The organism is Streptomyces sp. NPDC104367, assembly GCF_055583825.1.
In genome coordinates, this window is the sequence record NZ_JBVJND010000026.1 from 50,118 (window position 1) to 65,798 (window position 15,681).

General features: G+C 72.0%; 13 protein-coding genes. 3 read left to right on the top strand and 10 right to left on the bottom strand.

The features are described 5' to 3' along the window. Nucleotides 1-17: 17 nt before the first annotated feature. The 6 genes from ACZ619_RS32380 to hrcA all read right to left on the bottom strand — a co-directional run bounded on the left by ACZ619_RS32380 (nt 18) and on the right by hrcA (nt 5,249). Nucleotides 18-524 carry a hypothetical protein gene (locus ACZ619_RS32380; RefSeq protein WP_469606515.1) on the bottom strand — a complete coding sequence of 169 codons (507 nt, stop codon included), beginning with the start codon at nt 522-524 and terminating at the stop codon, nt 18-20. A gap of 162 nt (nt 525-686) precedes the next feature. Beyond that, nucleotides 687-1,079, bottom strand: coding sequence for a VOC family protein (locus tag ACZ619_RS32385; RefSeq protein ID WP_469606518.1), 393 nt, complete (start codon nt 1,077-1,079; stop codon nt 687-689). A gap of 73 nt (nt 1,080-1,152) precedes the next feature. Next, a complete protein-coding gene (locus ACZ619_RS32390) occupies nt 1,153-1,902 on the bottom strand; it encodes a 16S rRNA (uracil(1498)-N(3))-methyltransferase (RefSeq protein ID WP_469606521.1) in 750 nt (249 codons plus the stop codon). Next, nucleotides 1,899-2,981 (bottom strand): nitronate monooxygenase, encoded by a 1,083-nt coding sequence (locus ACZ619_RS32395; RefSeq protein ID WP_469606524.1) that lies wholly within the window; start codon nt 2,979-2,981, stop codon nt 1,899-1,901. Before ACZ619_RS32395 ends, ACZ619_RS32390 begins: the two co-directional genes overlap by 4 nt. A 114-nt stretch (nt 2,982-3,095) precedes the next feature. Then, nucleotides 3,096-4,232, bottom strand: coding sequence for a molecular chaperone DnaJ (dnaJ, locus tag ACZ619_RS32400; RefSeq protein WP_469606525.1), 1,137 nt, complete (start codon nt 4,230-4,232; stop codon nt 3,096-3,098). After that, entirely contained in the window at nt 4,233-5,249 is a 1,017-nt protein-coding gene (gene hrcA / locus ACZ619_RS32405) for a heat-inducible transcriptional repressor HrcA (protein WP_469606528.1), read from the bottom strand. Between the two features lie 172 nt (nt 5,250-5,421). Here hrcA and ACZ619_RS32410 point away from each other — a divergent pair, with 172 nt between their 5' ends. Both ACZ619_RS32410 and ACZ619_RS32415 read left to right on the top strand, forming a co-directional pair. Then, nucleotides 5,422-6,147, top strand: coding sequence for an MBL fold metallo-hydrolase (locus ACZ619_RS32410; RefSeq protein ID WP_469606530.1), 726 nt, complete (start codon nt 5,422-5,424; stop codon nt 6,145-6,147). A gap of 31 nt (nt 6,148-6,178) precedes the next feature. After that, nucleotides 6,179-6,982: a DUF3097 domain-containing protein gene (locus ACZ619_RS32415; protein WP_469606532.1), complete on the top strand. Its 804-nt coding sequence runs from the start codon at nt 6,179-6,181 to the stop codon at nt 6,980-6,982. 187 nt (nt 6,983-7,169) lie between these two features. On the opposite strand, the gene hemW is transcribed toward ACZ619_RS32415, so the two are convergent. Then, entirely contained in the window at nt 7,170-8,402 is a 1,233-nt protein-coding gene (gene hemW, locus ACZ619_RS32420; RefSeq protein WP_469606534.1) for a radical SAM family heme chaperone HemW, read from the bottom strand. 73 nt (nt 8,403-8,475) lie between these two features. Then, entirely contained in the window at nt 8,476-10,446 is a 1,971-nt protein-coding gene (locus tag ACZ619_RS32425) for a SpoIIE family protein phosphatase (protein WP_469606536.1), read from the bottom strand. A gap of 387 nt (nt 10,447-10,833) precedes the next feature. On the opposite strand from ACZ619_RS32425, the gene ACZ619_RS32430 reads away from it, so the two are divergent. Further along, a complete protein-coding gene (locus ACZ619_RS32430) occupies nt 10,834-11,397 on the top strand; it encodes a response regulator (protein WP_469606538.1) in 564 nt (187 codons plus the stop codon). A gap of 99 nt (nt 11,398-11,496) precedes the next feature. Here the strand turns inward: ACZ619_RS32430 and ACZ619_RS32435 are convergent, their stop codons facing one another. Together ACZ619_RS32435 and lepA are read right to left on the bottom strand one after the other, a co-directional pair. Continuing rightward, the gene (locus tag ACZ619_RS32435) at nt 11,497-13,371 is read right to left on the bottom strand and encodes an AMP-dependent synthetase/ligase (protein WP_469606541.1); all 1,875 of its coding nucleotides are present in this window, start codon (nt 13,369-13,371) and stop codon (nt 11,497-11,499) included. Between the two features lie 273 nt (nt 13,372-13,644). Continuing rightward, nucleotides 13,645-15,519 (bottom strand): translation elongation factor 4, encoded by a 1,875-nt coding sequence (lepA, locus tag ACZ619_RS32440; protein ID WP_469606543.1) that lies wholly within the window; start codon nt 15,517-15,519, stop codon nt 13,645-13,647. Nucleotides 15,520-15,681 lie beyond the last annotated feature (162 nt).

Here is a 15,681-nt window from a genome sequence, read left to right on the forward strand (position 1 = left end):
GGGGCGCCCGATTTCGATCACTTGCCCTGCACGGGGGAACACTTGGGGTCGCTCTCGCACCAGATCGTTCTCGTGACGGTCACGGTGGGGCCCGGCTGCTGCCCGTACGTCGGCGGCCGGTAGGTGCTGTACGTCGGCCCGGGCGTGGCGTCGCAGTTGCCGAGGCCCTTGACGTGGAACCACTCCTTGCCGCCGACCTTCGCGACCAGGTTCCCGCGCACGCACGCCCCGCCGACGGCCCTGGTGACCTTCCCGGTGACGGTGATGTCCCGGCCGTCCTTGGTCCTGCCCTTGCAGTCGACGGAGACCACGGTCGTCTCGGACGGCGACGGCGACGGCGTCCCCGTGGCCTTGGCGGCGGAGCCGTAGGAGCCGGTGCAGGTGAGCCAACTGACGTCGACGTGCTGCCGTTTCAGCTCGGCGGTGGCGGTCTGGTCGGTGGTGTACGCGACGGTCGCGGAGTTGAGGTCGCCCGGCTGGCAGGCCACCATCGCGGCGGCGCCCAGCACGACGAGTCCCGTCATGGCCGCCACCCTGGTGCCGCGCGGCCGGCGCCCGATGCGCATCGAAGCCCCCATGACCGGCAGCCTGCCACCGTCCCGCCCGCGGCGGTAGGGGGCGTGCGGTCACTCACGTGTTCGGCCGTGTCCCCCGGGAGGGCGGACGGCCGCTGACGGCGGCCGCCGTCAGGTGCGCAGCAGCAGCCACTCCTGGAGCTCCACCAGGTTCCCCTCCGGGTCCTTGAGGTGGGCGACGCGCATGCGTGCGGTCATCGGCGCCGGGCCGTGCACCAGGACCGCGCCGCGCGCGGTGATCCGCTCGCAGTAGGCGTCGAGGTCGTCGACGCGCAGCACCACCAGGGAGCGGTGCCCGGTCGCCGTCTCCCCCAGCTCGCCCAGCACCTCGGCCATCATCGCCCGGTCCTGGAGCGCGATCCCGGCGGACCCGGCGTGCGGGCTGAACTTCTCGTACGGCCCCTGGGCCGCCCCCGACTGCGGCCGCAGCCCGAGCACCTCGGCGTAGAAGCGGTAGCAGGCGGCGAAGTCGGTGACCAGGAGCCGGACTTGGGCGAGTTCCACGGTACGTTCCCCCGGGTGTCGTGCGGCTGTCGTGCGGCTTCGGTTCGGGTGTCGTGTGCGGCTGTCGTGGGGGTCAGGACCAGCGGCCGGTGCGGCCGAGGAGGAGGGCCGCGGCCGCCGTGCCGGCGGTCGAGGTGCGCAGCACGGTGGGGCCCAGCGTGTACGCCTTCGCGCCGGCTTCCTCGAAGAGCGCCAACTCGTCCCGGGCGACGCCCCCTTCGGGCCCGACGACCAGCACGATCTCGCCCTCGGCGGGCAGTTCGGCCGTGGCCAGCGGCCGGCCGGCGTGCGCGAAGTCGGAGTGCAGCACGGCGGCGAGGTCGGCCCGGGCGAGCAGCGCCGCGACCTGCCTGGTGGACGCCGCGTCCGCGACCTCCGGGAAGCGCACCCGGCGGGACTGCTTGCCTGCCTCACGGGCGGTGGCCCGCCACTTCGCGAGCGACTTCAGGCCCCGCTCGCCCTTCCACTGGGTGATGCAGCGGGCGGCCTGCCAGGGCACGACGGCGTCGACGCCGACCTCGGTCATGGTCTCCACGGCGACCTCGCCGCGGTCGCCCTTGGGCAGCGCCTGGACGACGGTGATCCGGGGCGCCGGCGGGGGCTCCTCGCTCACCGTCGTCAGACGCACGACCAGCCGGTCCCTGCCCTCGGCGGCGATCACGTCGCACAGCGCCCAGCGGCCGGCGCCGTCGGTGAGGACGACCTCCTCACCGGTCTTGAGCCGCTTCACGGAGACCGCGTGCCGCCCCTCGGGCCCGTCCAGGACGTACTGCCCCGAGCCGTCCGCGCGCAGGTCCTCGACGACGAAGACGGGGGCCGTCACCGGTCCTCCCCCTCCCCCTTCGTCGACAACGCCGTCGACGCCGCGGCGAGCTCCTCGGCGAGGGTCTCCACCAGCTGCGCGGCGGGCAGGTCCCGGGCCATCCGGTGCCCCTGCCCGGCCCACAGGGCCATGCCCTGCGCGTCCCCGGCCTTCGCGGCGGCCTTGCGCAGCGGCGAGGTGAGGTGGTGGACCTCCGGGTAGGCGGCGGGCGCGTACGGGCCGTGCTCGCGCATGAAGCGGTTGACCAGGCCGCGCGCGGGCCGCCCGGAGAACGCCCGGGTCAGCGCGGTCCGGGTGAACAGCGGGTTGGTCAGCGCCTGCTTGTGGACGTCGGCGGCGCCGGACTCGGGGGTGGCCAGGAAGGCGGTGCCCAGCTGGGCCGCGCCCGCCCCCGCGGCGAGCACGGCGGCGATCTGGCTGCCGCGCATGATGCCGCCGGCGGCGACGACGGGAAGGTCCACCGCCTCCCGTATCCCGGCGATCAGCGACAGCAGCCCGATCCCGGACCCGTCGTTCTCCTGGACGTCCCGGTGGGTGCCCTGGTGGCCGCCGGCCTCCACGCCCTGCGCGATCACCGCGTCCGCCCCGGCCCGCTCCACGGCCAGGGCCTCCTCGACGGTGGTGGCGGTGACCAGGGTGAGGGTCCCGGCACGGCGCAGCGAGTCCAGTACCTCGCGGGCCGGCACACCGAAGTGGAAGGAGACGGCCGCCACCGGGTTGTCGAGCAGGACGGCCAGCTTGGCGTCGTACCCGTCGTCCCGGCCGCTGTCCGGGTCACCGAGCTCGGTGTCGTACCAGGCGGCCTCACCGGCCAGCTGGTGCGCGTAGACCTCCACGGCCCCCGACTCGGCGTGCTCGGGCTGCGGCATGAAGACGTTCACGCCGAAGGGGCGGCCGGTCAGCCCCCGCAACTGCTTGATCTCCTGGTACATCCCGTCGGCGGTCTTGTACCCGGCGGCCAGGAACCCCAGCCCGCCCGCCCCGGACACGGCGGCGGCGAGCTGCGGCACGGAGACCCCGCCCGCCATGGGGGCCTGCACGATCGGAAGAGGGAAGAGATCGGTCAGCGCGGAGGACATGACGGCATGTTGTCACGTCCTTCGAACAAGTCCGAATCGGGCCGCCCCCTTGGCACATGCCAGAAATTCCGGCCTCACCAGGGGCGGAGTCGGCCCGGCTCCGCCCCGGCGCCGTCAGCGCCCGTTGAACGCGTCCTTCAGGCGGCTGAACAGTCCCTGCTGGCCCGGCTGGAACTGCCCCGTGGGCCGCTCCTCGCCGCGCAGCTTGGCCAGCTCGCGCAGCAGCCGCTCCTGCTCGGGGTCGAGCTTGGTCGGCGTCTGCACCTCGACGTGGACGATCAGGTCGCCCCGGCCGCCGCCACGCAGATGCGTGATCCCGCGGCCGTGCAGCGGGATCGACTGCCCGGACTGGGTGCCCGGCCGGATGTCGACCTCCTCCATCCCGTCCAGCGTCTCCAGCGGCACCTTCGTGCCGAGGGAGGCCGCCGTCATCGGGATCGTCACCGTGCAGTGCAGGTCGTCGCCGCGCCGCTGGAACGTGGAGTGCGGCAGCTCGTGGATCTCGACGTACAGGTCACCGGCGGGACCGCCGCCGGGCCCGACCTCGCCCTCGCCGGCCAGCTGGATGCGCGTGCCGTTGTCGACACCGGCCGGGATCTTCACGGTCAGCGTCCGCCGCGACCGCACCCGCCCGTCGCCCGCGCACTCGGGGCACGGCGTCGGCACGACGGTCCCGAAGCCCTGGCACTGCGGACACGGCCGCGAGGTCATGACCTGCCCGAGGAAGGACCGCGTCACCTGCGAGACCTCACCCCGGCCCCGGCACATGTCACAGGTCTGGGCGGAGGTGCCCGGCGCCGCGCCCTCACCGTTGCAGGTGTTGCAGACGACGGCAGTGTCGACCTGGATGTCCTTGGTCGTGCCGAAGGCCGCCTCGTCGAGCTCGACCTCGATCCGGATCATGGCGTCCTGGCCGCGGCGGGTGCGCGAGCGCGGACCGCGCTGCGACGCCGTACCGAAGAACGCGTCCATGATGTCCGAGAAGTTCCCGAAGCCACCGGCCCCGAAGCCGCCCGCGCCCCCGCCGCCGCTCTGCGACAGCGGGTCCCCGCCCAGGTCGTAGACCTGCTTCTTCTGCGGGTCGGAGAGCACCTCGTAAGCGGCGTTGATCTCCTTGAACCGCTCCTGGGTCTTCGGGTCCGGATTGACGTCCGGGTGCAGCTCGCGAGCGAGCCGACGGAAGGCCTTCTTGATCTCTTCCTGCGACGCGTCGCGGCGCACGCCGAGAACGGCGTAGTAGTCCGTGGCCACTTACGACTCCGCCAGGATCTGTCCGACGTACCGTGCCACCGCTCGTACCGCTCCCATCGTTCCCGGGTAATCCATGCGGGTCGGTCCGACCACGCCGAGTTTGGCGAGTGCCTCGCCGCCCGAACCGTAGCCGACCGACACCACGGACGTGGAGTTGAGTCCCTCATAGGCGTTCTCGTGACCGATGCGTACGGTCATGCCCGAATCCCCGGCCTCGCCAAGGAGCTTGAGGAGGACGACATGTTCCTCCAGCGCCTCCAGGACGGGCCGGATCATGAGGGGAAAGTCATGTCCGAAGCGGGTGAGATTGGCGGTTCCGCCGATCACCAGCCGCTCCTCGTTCTCCTCGACGAGCGTCTCCAGCAGGGTGGAGAGCACCGCCGAGACCGTGCCGCGGTCCTCGACGTCGAAGGCCTCCGGCAGATCCTCCACCAGCCGGGGGACGTCCGAGAAGCGGCGCCCCGCGACCCGGCTGTTCAGCCGCGCCCGCAGATCCGCCAGGGACGCCTCCCCGAAGGGCGCCGGGCAGTCGACCATCCGCTGCTCGACCCGCCCGGTGTCGGTGATCAGCACCAGCATCAGCCGGGCCGGAGCGAGCGCCAGCAGTTCCACATGTCGCACGGTGGACCGCGTCAGCGACGGGTACTGCACGACCGCCACCTGCCGCGTCAGCTGCGCGAGCAGCCGGACCGTGCGCGCGACGACGTCGTCGAGATCGACGGCGCCGTCGAGGAAGTTCTGGATCGCCCGCCGCTCGGGCGCGCTCATCGGCTTGACGCCGGCGAGCTTGTCGACGAACAGCCGGTAGCCCTTGTCGGTCGGGATCCGCCCGGCGCTGGTGTGCGGCTGGGCGATGTACCCCTCGTCCTCCAGGGCGGCCATGTCGTTGCGCACGGTCGCCGGGGACACGCCGAGGTTGTGGCGCTCGGTCAGCGCCTTCGACCCGACCGGTTCCTCGGTGCCGACGTAGTCCTGGACGATGGCGCGCAGCACCTGAAGCCTGCGTTCACTCAGCATCCGGCGCCACACCTCCAGAAAGTCGTCCCCGCGGCCTTTCGGGTCCTTCGGGTCTTTCGTCTGGCACTCTGCGAGTTCGAGTGCCAGCATCCCCGGCCCAGTGTACGGCCGTCGGGTACTGACTGGGCAAGGTCGGCCAGGACCCGTGACGTTCTACGACTAGCGTCGCGGCATGACGGTGACTTGGGAAGAGCTGGGCTGGGAGCGGGTGGCCGAGGGCGTCGGCCGGTGCCGGCTGCCGGGCTGGGACTGCACTGCGGGGCTGGTCCTCGGCCCGGACACGGCCCTGATGGTGGACGCCGGTTCCAGCCTGGCGGAGGGCGCGCGGCTGCGGGTGGAGGCGCAGGCGCTGGCCGACCGGCGTGTGACCCATCTCGCGCTGACCCATCCGCACTTCGACCACGTCCTCGGCGCGGCCGCGTTCGCCGGGACGGACCTGTACGCGGCGGTGGGCACGGACGCGGTGTTCACCCACGACCGCGAGGAGCTGCGCCTGGACGCGGTCCGCAACGGCCTGCCCGCCTCGCAGGCGGCGGAGGCGGCCGACGCCCTCCCCCTGCCGCGCCACCTGGTCTCCGGCGAGTGGACCCTCGGCCTCGGCGACGGCCGCCAGGTGCTGCTGGCCAACGTGGGCCCCGGCCACACCGCGCACGACCTCGCGGTCCTCGTCCCCGGCGACCCCGAGGTGGTCTTCTGCGGGGACCTGGTGGAGGAGTCCGGCGATCCGCAGGCCGGCCCCGACGCCGTGCCGTCCCGGTGGCCGGCGGCCCTGGACCGGCTCCTGGCGCTGGGCGGCGAACGCGCCCTGTACGTGCCCGGTCACGGAGCGGTGGTGGACGCCGCGTTCGTCCGGGCCCAGCGCGACGCACTGGCCGCTCGTTTCGGCGTGTCGCGGTGACCCGGGGCGGGCTTCTCCTATCGTCATCCGAATGCGCCAGTACTCCGCCGACCTGACCCCGCCGTGGAAGAAGCCGAAGCCGGTGCCGGAGGTGGCCGCCGAACCGGGTCTGGTGGTGGAGGAGCCCGGGACGGGTTTCTGCGGCGCGGTGATCCGCTGCGAGGCGGGCACGGTCACCCTGGAGGACCGCTTCGGCAAGCACCGCGTCTTCCCGCTGGAGCCGCGCGGCTTCCTCCTGGAGGGCCGCGCCGTCACCCTCGTACGCCCCACGGCGGCGCCCGCGCGTCCCGCCCGCACCGCCTCCGGTTCGGTCGCCGTGCCCGGCGCACGCGCGCGTGTCGCCCGCGCGGGCCGCATCTACGTCGAGGGCCGTCACGACGCGGAACTGGTCGAGAAGGTCTGGGGCGACGACCTGCGGGTCGAGGGCGTCGTGGTGGAGTACCTGGAGGGCGTCGACGACCTGCCGTCGATCGTCGCCGAGTTCGCCCCCGGCCCGGACGCGCGGCTGGGCGTCCTGGTGGACCACCTGGTGCCGGGCACCAAGGAATGGCGCATCGCGCAGTCGGTGACGGACGAGCACGCCCTGGTGGTCGGCCACCCGTACATCGACATCTGGGAGGCCGTGAAACCCGCCGCCCTGGGCATCGACGCCTGGCCCCGCGTCCCGCACGGCCAGGACTGGAAGACGGGCGTCTGCCGGGCGCTTGGCTGGCCCTCGGAGAACACCGGCGCGGTCTGGCAGGCGATCCTCGCGCGCGTGGGCTCCTACAAGGACCTGGAGCCGGAGTTGCTGGGATGTGTCGAGCGTCTCATCGACCATGTGACCGTGCCCTGACCGGTACCGAGCCATTGGTTCTCCGGGACCGGCGGACCGCTCTGCGCCCGCGCGGAGGTGGTCGCAGAGGGAACGGGAAGCCGGTGTGACCGGTGGACCGCTCTCCGTCCGCGCGGAGGTGGTCCGCCGATCGGTCCGTCCACCCGGCCGGGCAGGTCACGCTCCCCGCTGCCGCGGGGGTGACCCTTCAGTCCACCAGGTCCCGCACCACCGCGTCCGCCAGCAGCCGCCCCCGCAGGGTCAGCACGGCCCGCCCCTCGTCGTAGGCGCCGCTCTCCAGCAGCCCCTCCTCCAGCGCCCGCCGCGAAGCCGCGAGCCCCTCCTCCTTCAGCAGCCCCAGCGGCACCCCTTCCCGCAGCCGCAGCTCCAGCAGGATGCGCTCCACACGCCGGTCCTCGTCCGCCAGGACCTCGCGTCCGGCCCCCGGCGACCGCCCGGACGCCAGCGCCGCCGCGTACGCCCCCGGGTGCTTGACGTTCCACCAGCGCACCCCGCCCACGTGCGAGTGCGCCCCCGGTCCGGCGCCCCACCAGTCCGCGCCCCGCCAGTACAGCTCGTTGTGCAGGCAGCGGGCGGACTCCGAGGTCGCCCAGTTGGACACCTCGTACCAGTCGAACCCCGCCCCCGTCAGCACCGACTCCGCGATCAGGTAGCGGTCGGCGTGGACGTCGTCGTCGGTCATCGGGACCTCGCCCCGCCGGATCCGCCGGGCCAGCTGCGTGCCCTCCTCGACGATCAGCGCGTACGCCGACACGTGGTCCGGCCCCGCCCCGATCGCCGTCTCCAGCGAGGCCCGCCAGTCGTCGTCGGACTCGCCCGGGGTGCCGTAGATCAGGTCGAGGTTGACGTGCTCGAAGCCGGCCGCGCGGGCCTCGGCGACGCACGCCTCGGGACGGCCGGGGGTGTGCGTGCGGTCCAGGACGCTCAGCACGTGCCGCCTCGCGCTCTGCATGCCGAAGGAGATCCGGTTGAAGCCGCCCTCCCGCAGGGTCGCCAGATACGCGGGGTCGACGGACTCCGGGTTCGCCTCCGTCGTGACCTCGGCGTCGGCGGCCAGCCCGAACTCGTCGCGGATCGCGCCCAGCATCCGTACGAGATCACCGGCGGCCAGCAGCGTCGGCGTGCCCCCGCCCACGAACACCGTGCGCACCTCGCGCGCGTCGTCGCCGAGAACCTTCCTGGCCAGCCTGATCTCGTCGGTCAGCGTGTCCGCGTAGTTGTCGCGGGAGGCGAGGACACCGCCGGTGCCGCGCAGCTCGGTCGCCGTGTACGTGTTGAAGTCGCAGTAGCCGCAGCGGGTCGCGCAGTAGGGGATGTGCAGGTAGAACCCGAGGGGGCGGTCGGCGGCGCCGGCCAGCGCGGACGCGGGCAGCGCGCCGTCGTCGGGGACGGGCTCACCGTCGGGAAGTGCGGAAGGCATGTCCTCCATTGTCCCGTACTCGCCCCACGGGGTTTTCCCCCGCGGCCCCGGTCACCCCGCGCCGCGGCAGCGGTCACTCCGCCTGGAGCACCAGCAGCGCCAGATCGTCCTCCGGCTGCCCGCCCCCGAACTCGTGGACGAGCCGTCTGATCCGCTCGGCGATCAGCTCCGCGCTCAGCCCCGCGCAGCCGGACAGGGCGCGCGCGAGCCCGTCGCCGTCGTCGAACTGACGGGAGCCGCAGCGCCGCTCGGTGACCCCGTCGGTCACGCACAGCAGGCTGTCGCCGGGCGCCAGCTCGATGGTCTCGCTGGTGTACGTCTCGTCCTCGACGACCCCGAGCAGGGTCTGCGGCCGCGCGGCCGTGCCGACCTCGCCGTCGGGGCCGAGGACCAGCGGCAGCGGGTGTCCGGCGGAGGCGAGGGTGCAGCGGACGCCGCCCTGGCCCAGGGGGACGAGTTCGCCGTACAGGAGGGAGAGGAAACGCGTCTGCGGGCCGTCGCCGGGCGGCATCGGCCGGCCGCCGGCGGCGACCAGGGCGCGTGCGGCGGCGTCGGCGGCCTCCGTGGCGTCGTCGAGGAGGAGCTGGTTGAGGCGGTCGAGGACGTCGGCGACCCGGTAGCCCTCGCGGGCCAGCAGCCGCAGCCACGGCCGGGCCAGGCCGATGACGACGGCGGCCTCGGGGCCCTTGCCCTGGACGTCGCCGACGGCGAAGCACCAGCGGCCGTCACCGGCCGGGAAGAGGTCGTAGAAGTCGCCGCTGGGGCCGCCCTTGTCGCACGGCTCGTAGACCAGCGCGCTGCGCACGCCCGGGATCTCGGCGACCGCGCCGGGCAGCAGCCCGCGCTGCAGGACGGCGCTGATGGTGGCCTGGCGGGCGTACTGGCGGGCCGCGCCGATGGCGAGGGCGACCCGGCGGCCGAAGTCCTCCACCAGGCCGGTGATCTCGTCCGGGAAGCCGTCCTGGCCGCAGCGGCCGATGACGAGGGTGCCGAGCGGACGGCCGCCCGCGATCAGCCGGTAGGCGAGCGCCGAACCGTGCGCGCCCCGCGGACCGAGCGCCGCGCCGGGCCAGGGGTAGGGCTCGGGCCCGGACCGCAGCCCGCCGGCGGGGCAGGGCGGGTCCTTCTCCAGGGCCCGGCGCAGCTGCTCGATGCGGTTCTCGCTGCCGTGCCAGACCCGGGCCAGCCGCGGGCCGCCCGCGCCCGCCGGATCGTTCCAGCCGCCGCCCCGCACGGTCGACTCGTCCTCCAGCCACACCGCGCACCAGTCGGCCAGCCGCGGCACGATCAGCTGGCCGGTGAGCGCGGCCACCAGGTTCTCGTCGAGCTGCCCGGCCAGCAGGTCGGAGGCCTCGGCCAGGAACGACAGCGCGCCCCGGTTGAGCCAGTCCCGGTCCCGCTCGACACGATGGGGTTCGGGCGCCAGGATCTCGGCGACCTTCAGCTCCTGCTCGTCGGGGAGCGTGCCGCCCCGGCCGGTCAGCCGCGCCCACACCGCCTTCGCACCGGTGCGGTAGGTCACCCCCCAGGACTCCGCGAGCGAGGCCACCAGCCGCAGCCCACGCCCGAACTCCGGTGTCTCGTACGGCGTCTCGCCCGGATGGTCGCGCGGGGCACGGGAGGGGTGGTGGTCGGTGACCTCGACGACGAACGCCGCCTCGTCCTCGTGCTCCGGACAGCACTCCAGCCACCACTCGACCTCGACCTCGGTGCCCGCGTGCACGACGGCGTTGGTGACGAGTTCGCTGACGACGACCATGGCGTCCTCAGCGACCCGCGCCGGGGCGGGCAGCCCCAGATCGCTCCACTCGGTGAGCGAGGCGCGCACCAGCGCCCGCGCGGACCCGGGCGCGAGGGGGCCTCCGGGCAGGGTCGCGCGCCCCTGCGCGCGCGGGCCCGGGCTCTCGTACGCGGGCGCGTCGACGGGCGCGTGCGCGGGCGCGCCGACGAGTGCGGGCGCCCCGTCGAGCGCGGGTACCTCACCGTGCGCAGGCGCCGCACGGCCGCGGGAGGCGGTCTCCCGTTGCGTGGGTATGGCCCCCATGTCCAGCTCCCCGGGCAGTTCGGACGAATACATCCCGATCGATGCCGACAGAGTGACAGACTGACTGCGCCCATAAGCACCGAGTTACCGAAGTGGGCCGCCATGAGTGAGAACAGTGCTACACGTGTGCTCGAAGACGGACAGAAACCGGAACAACTCCGAGCATCCGCACCACGCCCTGCACTCATCGCGACGACCGCCGGCCGGACCGGCCCGGTCCTCGGCCGGATCACGGACCGCGATGCCCACCGCGGCACCGGCGCACGACACGCGAAGCACGAACCCCTCCGGCACGGGCCCGCGGCGGCCCACCGCCGCCCGCAGGCTCCCGGACCCGCCCCGGCGCCCGGGCACCGACGACACGGCCGACGAGGAACGGACGGAGCAATGATCACTGACGAGTGCGCGGGCATCCTCGTGGTCGACGACATGGAGGACAACCTGACGGCCCTGGAGGCCGTTCTCGCTTCACTGAACGAGCCGATAGTGCGGGCGCGTTCCGGCGAGGAGGCGATGAAGGCCCTGCTGCGCCGCCACTTCGCCGTGGTCCTTCTCGACGTGCGGATGCCGGGCATGGACGGCTTCGAGACCGCCGCGAACATCAAGCGCCTCGACCACACGAGAGACGTCCCGATCATCTTCCTGACGGGAGCGGAGGAGGACGCGGGCTACGCGTTCCGCGGCTACGCCACGGGCGCCGCCGATTTCCTGACCAAGCCGTTCGATCCGTGGGTGCTGCGGGCGAAGGTCAACGTCTTCCTGGAACTGCACCGCAAGAACCAGCAGTTGCAGGCGCTGCTCAGCCGGGAACAGGCCGACTTCGGCGAGCTGAGCAGAAGGCTCGCGGCGATGGAGGACCGGCTGGCCGAAGAGCCTGTCGACGTAGCGACGCTGAGAGAAGAGACCAGAAAACTGCGTCGACTGTTAAGCAGGTCTGAACAGTCCTGCTGAATTTCTTCCCGCCGAACATTTCCGCCGACGGGACGCGGGGAAACCGCACGACGGGCCACGAGACGTCCGCGGCCGCCGGCGGTCCCCCGCCACCGCTCCCTACGCCTCGCGCGTCCCCGCGTACATGTCGTCGATGAGGTGCTTGTACTCCCGCTCCACGACCGGCCTCTTCAGCTTCAGGCTCGGCGTGATCTCCCCGTGCTCCACGTCGAGGTCCCGCGGCAGCAGCCGGAACTTCTTGATGGTCTGCCACTTCTGCAGGCCTTCGTTGAGCTGCCTGACATAGCCGTCGACCAGTTCGACGGTCACCGGCGCGGCCACGACGTCGGCGTAGGACTTGCCGTCCAGGCCGTTCTCCTTGGCCCACTCCAGGATCGCGACCTCGTCGAGGGCGATCAGGGCGGTGCAGAAGTTCCGGTCGGCGCCGTGCACCAGGATGTTGGAGACGTACGGACAGACCGCCTTGAACTGTCCCTCGACCTCGGCCGGCGCGATGTACTTGCCGCCGGACGTCTTGATCAGGTCCTTCTTGCGGTCGGTGATCCGCAGATAGCCGTCGGGGGACAGCTCGCCGATGTCACCGGTGTGGAACCAGCCGTCGGACTCCAGGACCTCGGCGGTCTTCTCCGGCAGCCCGTGGTAGCCCTGCATGATGCCGGGACCGCGCAGCAGGATCTCGCCGTCGTCGGCGATCCGCACCTCGCAGCCGGGCAGCGGCTTGCCGACCGTGCCGGTGCGGTAGGCCTCGCCGGGGTTCACGAAGGACGCGGCGGAGGACTCCGTCAGGCCGTAGCCCTCCAGGATGTGCACGCCGGCGCCGGCGAAGAAGTAGCCGATCTCGGGGGCCAGCGCGGCGGACCCGGAGACACAGGCCCGCAGCCGCCCGCCGAAGGCCTCCCGCAGCTTGCTGTAGACGAGGCCGTCGGCGACCTTGTGCTTGGCGGCGAGCCCGAAGGGCGCGGTCGCGGCACCGGTGCGGCGGAAGTTGTCCTGGGTGACCTTGGCGTACTCGCGGGCCACCTCGGCCGCCCACTGGAAGATCTTGTACTTGGCGCCGCCGCCCGCGCGGGCCTTCGCCGCGACGCCGTTGTAGACCTTCTCGAAAATGCGCGGAACGGCGGCCATGTACGTCGGCTGCACGACCGGAAGATTTTCGATGATCTTGTCGACGCGGCCGTCGACGGCCGTGACATGGCCGACCTCGATCTGTCCCGAGGTCAGCACCTTGCCGAAGACATGGGCGAGCGGCAGCCACAGGTACTGCACGTCGTCGGCGCCGATCAGCCCGGTCGCGGCGATCGCCTTCGCCATGTACGACCAGTTGTCCTGCGGCAGCCGCACGCCCTTGGGACGGCCGGTGGTGCCGGAGGTGTAGATGAGGGTGGCGAGCTGGTCCTTGGTGATGGCCCCGACCCGCTCCTTGATCAGCTCGGGGTGCTTCTCCAGGTACCTGGCGCCGCGCTGCTCCAGCTCGGCGAGGGTGGTGACCCAGTCGTCCGTCTCGACGCCGGCCGGGTCGATGACGACGACCTGGACGAGCTCGGGCAGCTCGGCGCGCTTCTCGACGGCCTTGGCGAGCTGCGCCGCGTCCTCCGCGATCAGCACCCGGCTGCCGGAGTCGGAGAGGATGAACGCCGACTCCTCGGCGTTCGTCTGCGGGTAGACGGTCGTGGTGGCCGCGCCGGCGCACAGGATGCCCAGGTCGGCGAGGATCCACTCGACGCGGGTGGCGGCCGCGAGGGCGACGCGCTGCTCGGGCTGGATGCCGAGTTCGATGAGACCGGCCGCGATCGCGTAGACCCGCTCGGCGGCCTGCGCCCAGCTGAGCGACTTCCAGTCGTCGGGGCCCTGACCGGAGGCCGCGGGCACCGGGTAACGGTAGGCCTCGGCGTCCGGTGTGGCCGCAACGCGATCCAGGAAGAGGGCCGCCACGGACGGCGGTCGGTTCTCGATCAGTGTCTGTGTGTCGCTCACGACGTCCTCCGGGGCCCGCGACGGTGCGGCTGGCTCAGTGCGGCTGGGGTTTACTCACGGTGGGGTTGGAGCTGGTTGTTTAACTCGCGAGTAACTATCGAGCAGGGATCAGAGTAAGCCGCGACCGGGCTGTGCGTAAGGGGCATCGGCCTGTCTGTTTCCCCGCATGTTCCACGCAGAGCGACCCTACGCACGCGTAGGGGCCCGCCACACTTTCGCACGACGGGCCCCTGTTGCATCCGATTTGCGGCCGTAACCGATCCTTACCCGCGGTTACTTCTTGGCCTTGCCCGATGCCGCGCTGTCATCACTGCTCAGCACGGCGATGAAGGCCTCCTGCGGAACCTCCACGGAACCCACCATCTTCATCCGCTTCTTGCCTTCCTTCTGCTTCTCCAGCAGCTTGCGCTTACGGGAGATGTCGCCGCCGTAGCACTTGGCGAGGACGTCCTTGCGGATGGCGCGGATGGTCTCGCGGGCGATGACCCGGGAACCGATGGCGGCCTGGATGGGCACCTCGAAGGCCTGCCGCGGGATCAGCTCGCGCAGCTTGGCGACCAGCCGCACGCCGTACGCGTAGGCCGCGTCCTTGTGCGTGATCGCCGAGAAGGCGTCGACCTTGTCGCCGTGCAGCAGGATGTCGACCTTGACCAGGCTGGAGGTCTGCTCACCAGTGGGCTCGTAGTCCAGCGAGGCGTAGCCGCGGGTCTTGGACTTCAACTGGTCGAAGAAGTCGAAGACGATCTCCGCGAGCGGAAGCGTGTACCGGATCTCGACCCGGTCCTCCGACAGGTAGTCCATCCCGAGCAGGGTGCCGCGCCGGGTCTGGCACAGCTCCATGATCGAGCCGATGAACTCGGTCGGCGCGAGGATCGTGGCCCGTACGACGGGCTCGTACACCTCGCTGATCTTCCCCTCGGGGAACTCGCTCGGGTTGGTGACCGTGTACTCGGTCCGGTCCTCCATGACCACGCGGTAGACCACGTTCGGCGCGGTGGCGATGAGGTCGAGCCCGAACTCGCGCTCCAGCCGCTCGCGGATCACGTCCAGGTGCAGCAGGCCGAGGAAGCCGACACGGAAACCGAAGCCCAGCGCCGCCGACGTCTCCGGCTCGTAGACGAGCGCGGCGTCGTTCAGCTGGAGCTTGTCGAGGGCTTCGCGCAGCTCGGGGTAGTCGGACCCGTCCAGCGGATACAGACCCGAGAAGACCATGGGCTTGGGGTCCTTGTACCCGCCGAGTGCCTCGGTCGCGCCCTTGTGCAGGGTGGTGATCGTGTCACCGACCTTGGACTGGCGGACGTCCTTCACGCCGGTGATGAGATAGCCCACCTCACCGACGCCGAGTCCGTCGGCGCCGAGCATCTCCGGAGAGTTCGTGCCGATCTCCAGCAGCTCGTGGGTGGCGCCGGTCGACATCATCCGGATCCGCTCGCGCTTGTTGAGCTGGCCGTCGATGACACGGACGTACGTCACGACACCGCGGTAGGAGTCGTAGACCGAGTCGAAGATCATCGCGCGGGCGGGCGCGTCGGCGACACCGACCGGCGCCGGGATCTCCTTGACGACCTTGTTCAGCAGCGCGTCGACGCCGACGCCGGTCTTGGCGGAGACCCGCAGCACGTCCTCCGGCTGGCAGCCGACCAGGTTCGCGAGTTCCTCCGCGAACTTCTCCGGCTGCGCGGCCGGCAGGTCGATCTTGTTGAGCACGGGGATGATCGTGAGGTCGTTCTCCATCGCCAGGTAGAGGTTGGCGAGGGTCTGCGCCTCGATGCCCTGGGCCGCGTCGACGAGGAGGACGGTCCCCTCGCAGGCCGCCAGCGACCGCGAGACCTCGTAGGTGAAGTCGACGTGCCCCGGGGTGTCGATCATGTTGAGGATGTGCGTGCTGCCCTGGTCCGGGCCCTCGGTCGGGGCCCAGGGCAGACGCACGGCCTGGGACTTGATCGTGATGCCGCGCTCGCGCTCGATGTCCATCCGGTCGAGGTACTGAGCACGCATCTGCCGCTGCTCGACCACACCGGTCAGCTGGAGCATCCGGTCGGCGAGCGTGGACTTGCCGTGGTCGATGTGCGCGATGATGCAGAAATTGCGGATCAGAGCCGGGGCGGTACGGCTCGGCTCGGGCACATTGTTAGGGGTCGCGGGCACGCAGGGTCCTGTCTCTTGAGGCGCCTTGTGCCTCGGGTCGGATCGATACGTAGTCTCCATGGTCCCATGGCGGGGGACCGGGGGCGGTTTGGCCCACTCGGGACGGCCCGCGGGGACCGGCCCTCGCACGGGCCCGGAGGCCGGTTTGGGCCGGCCGCCGCC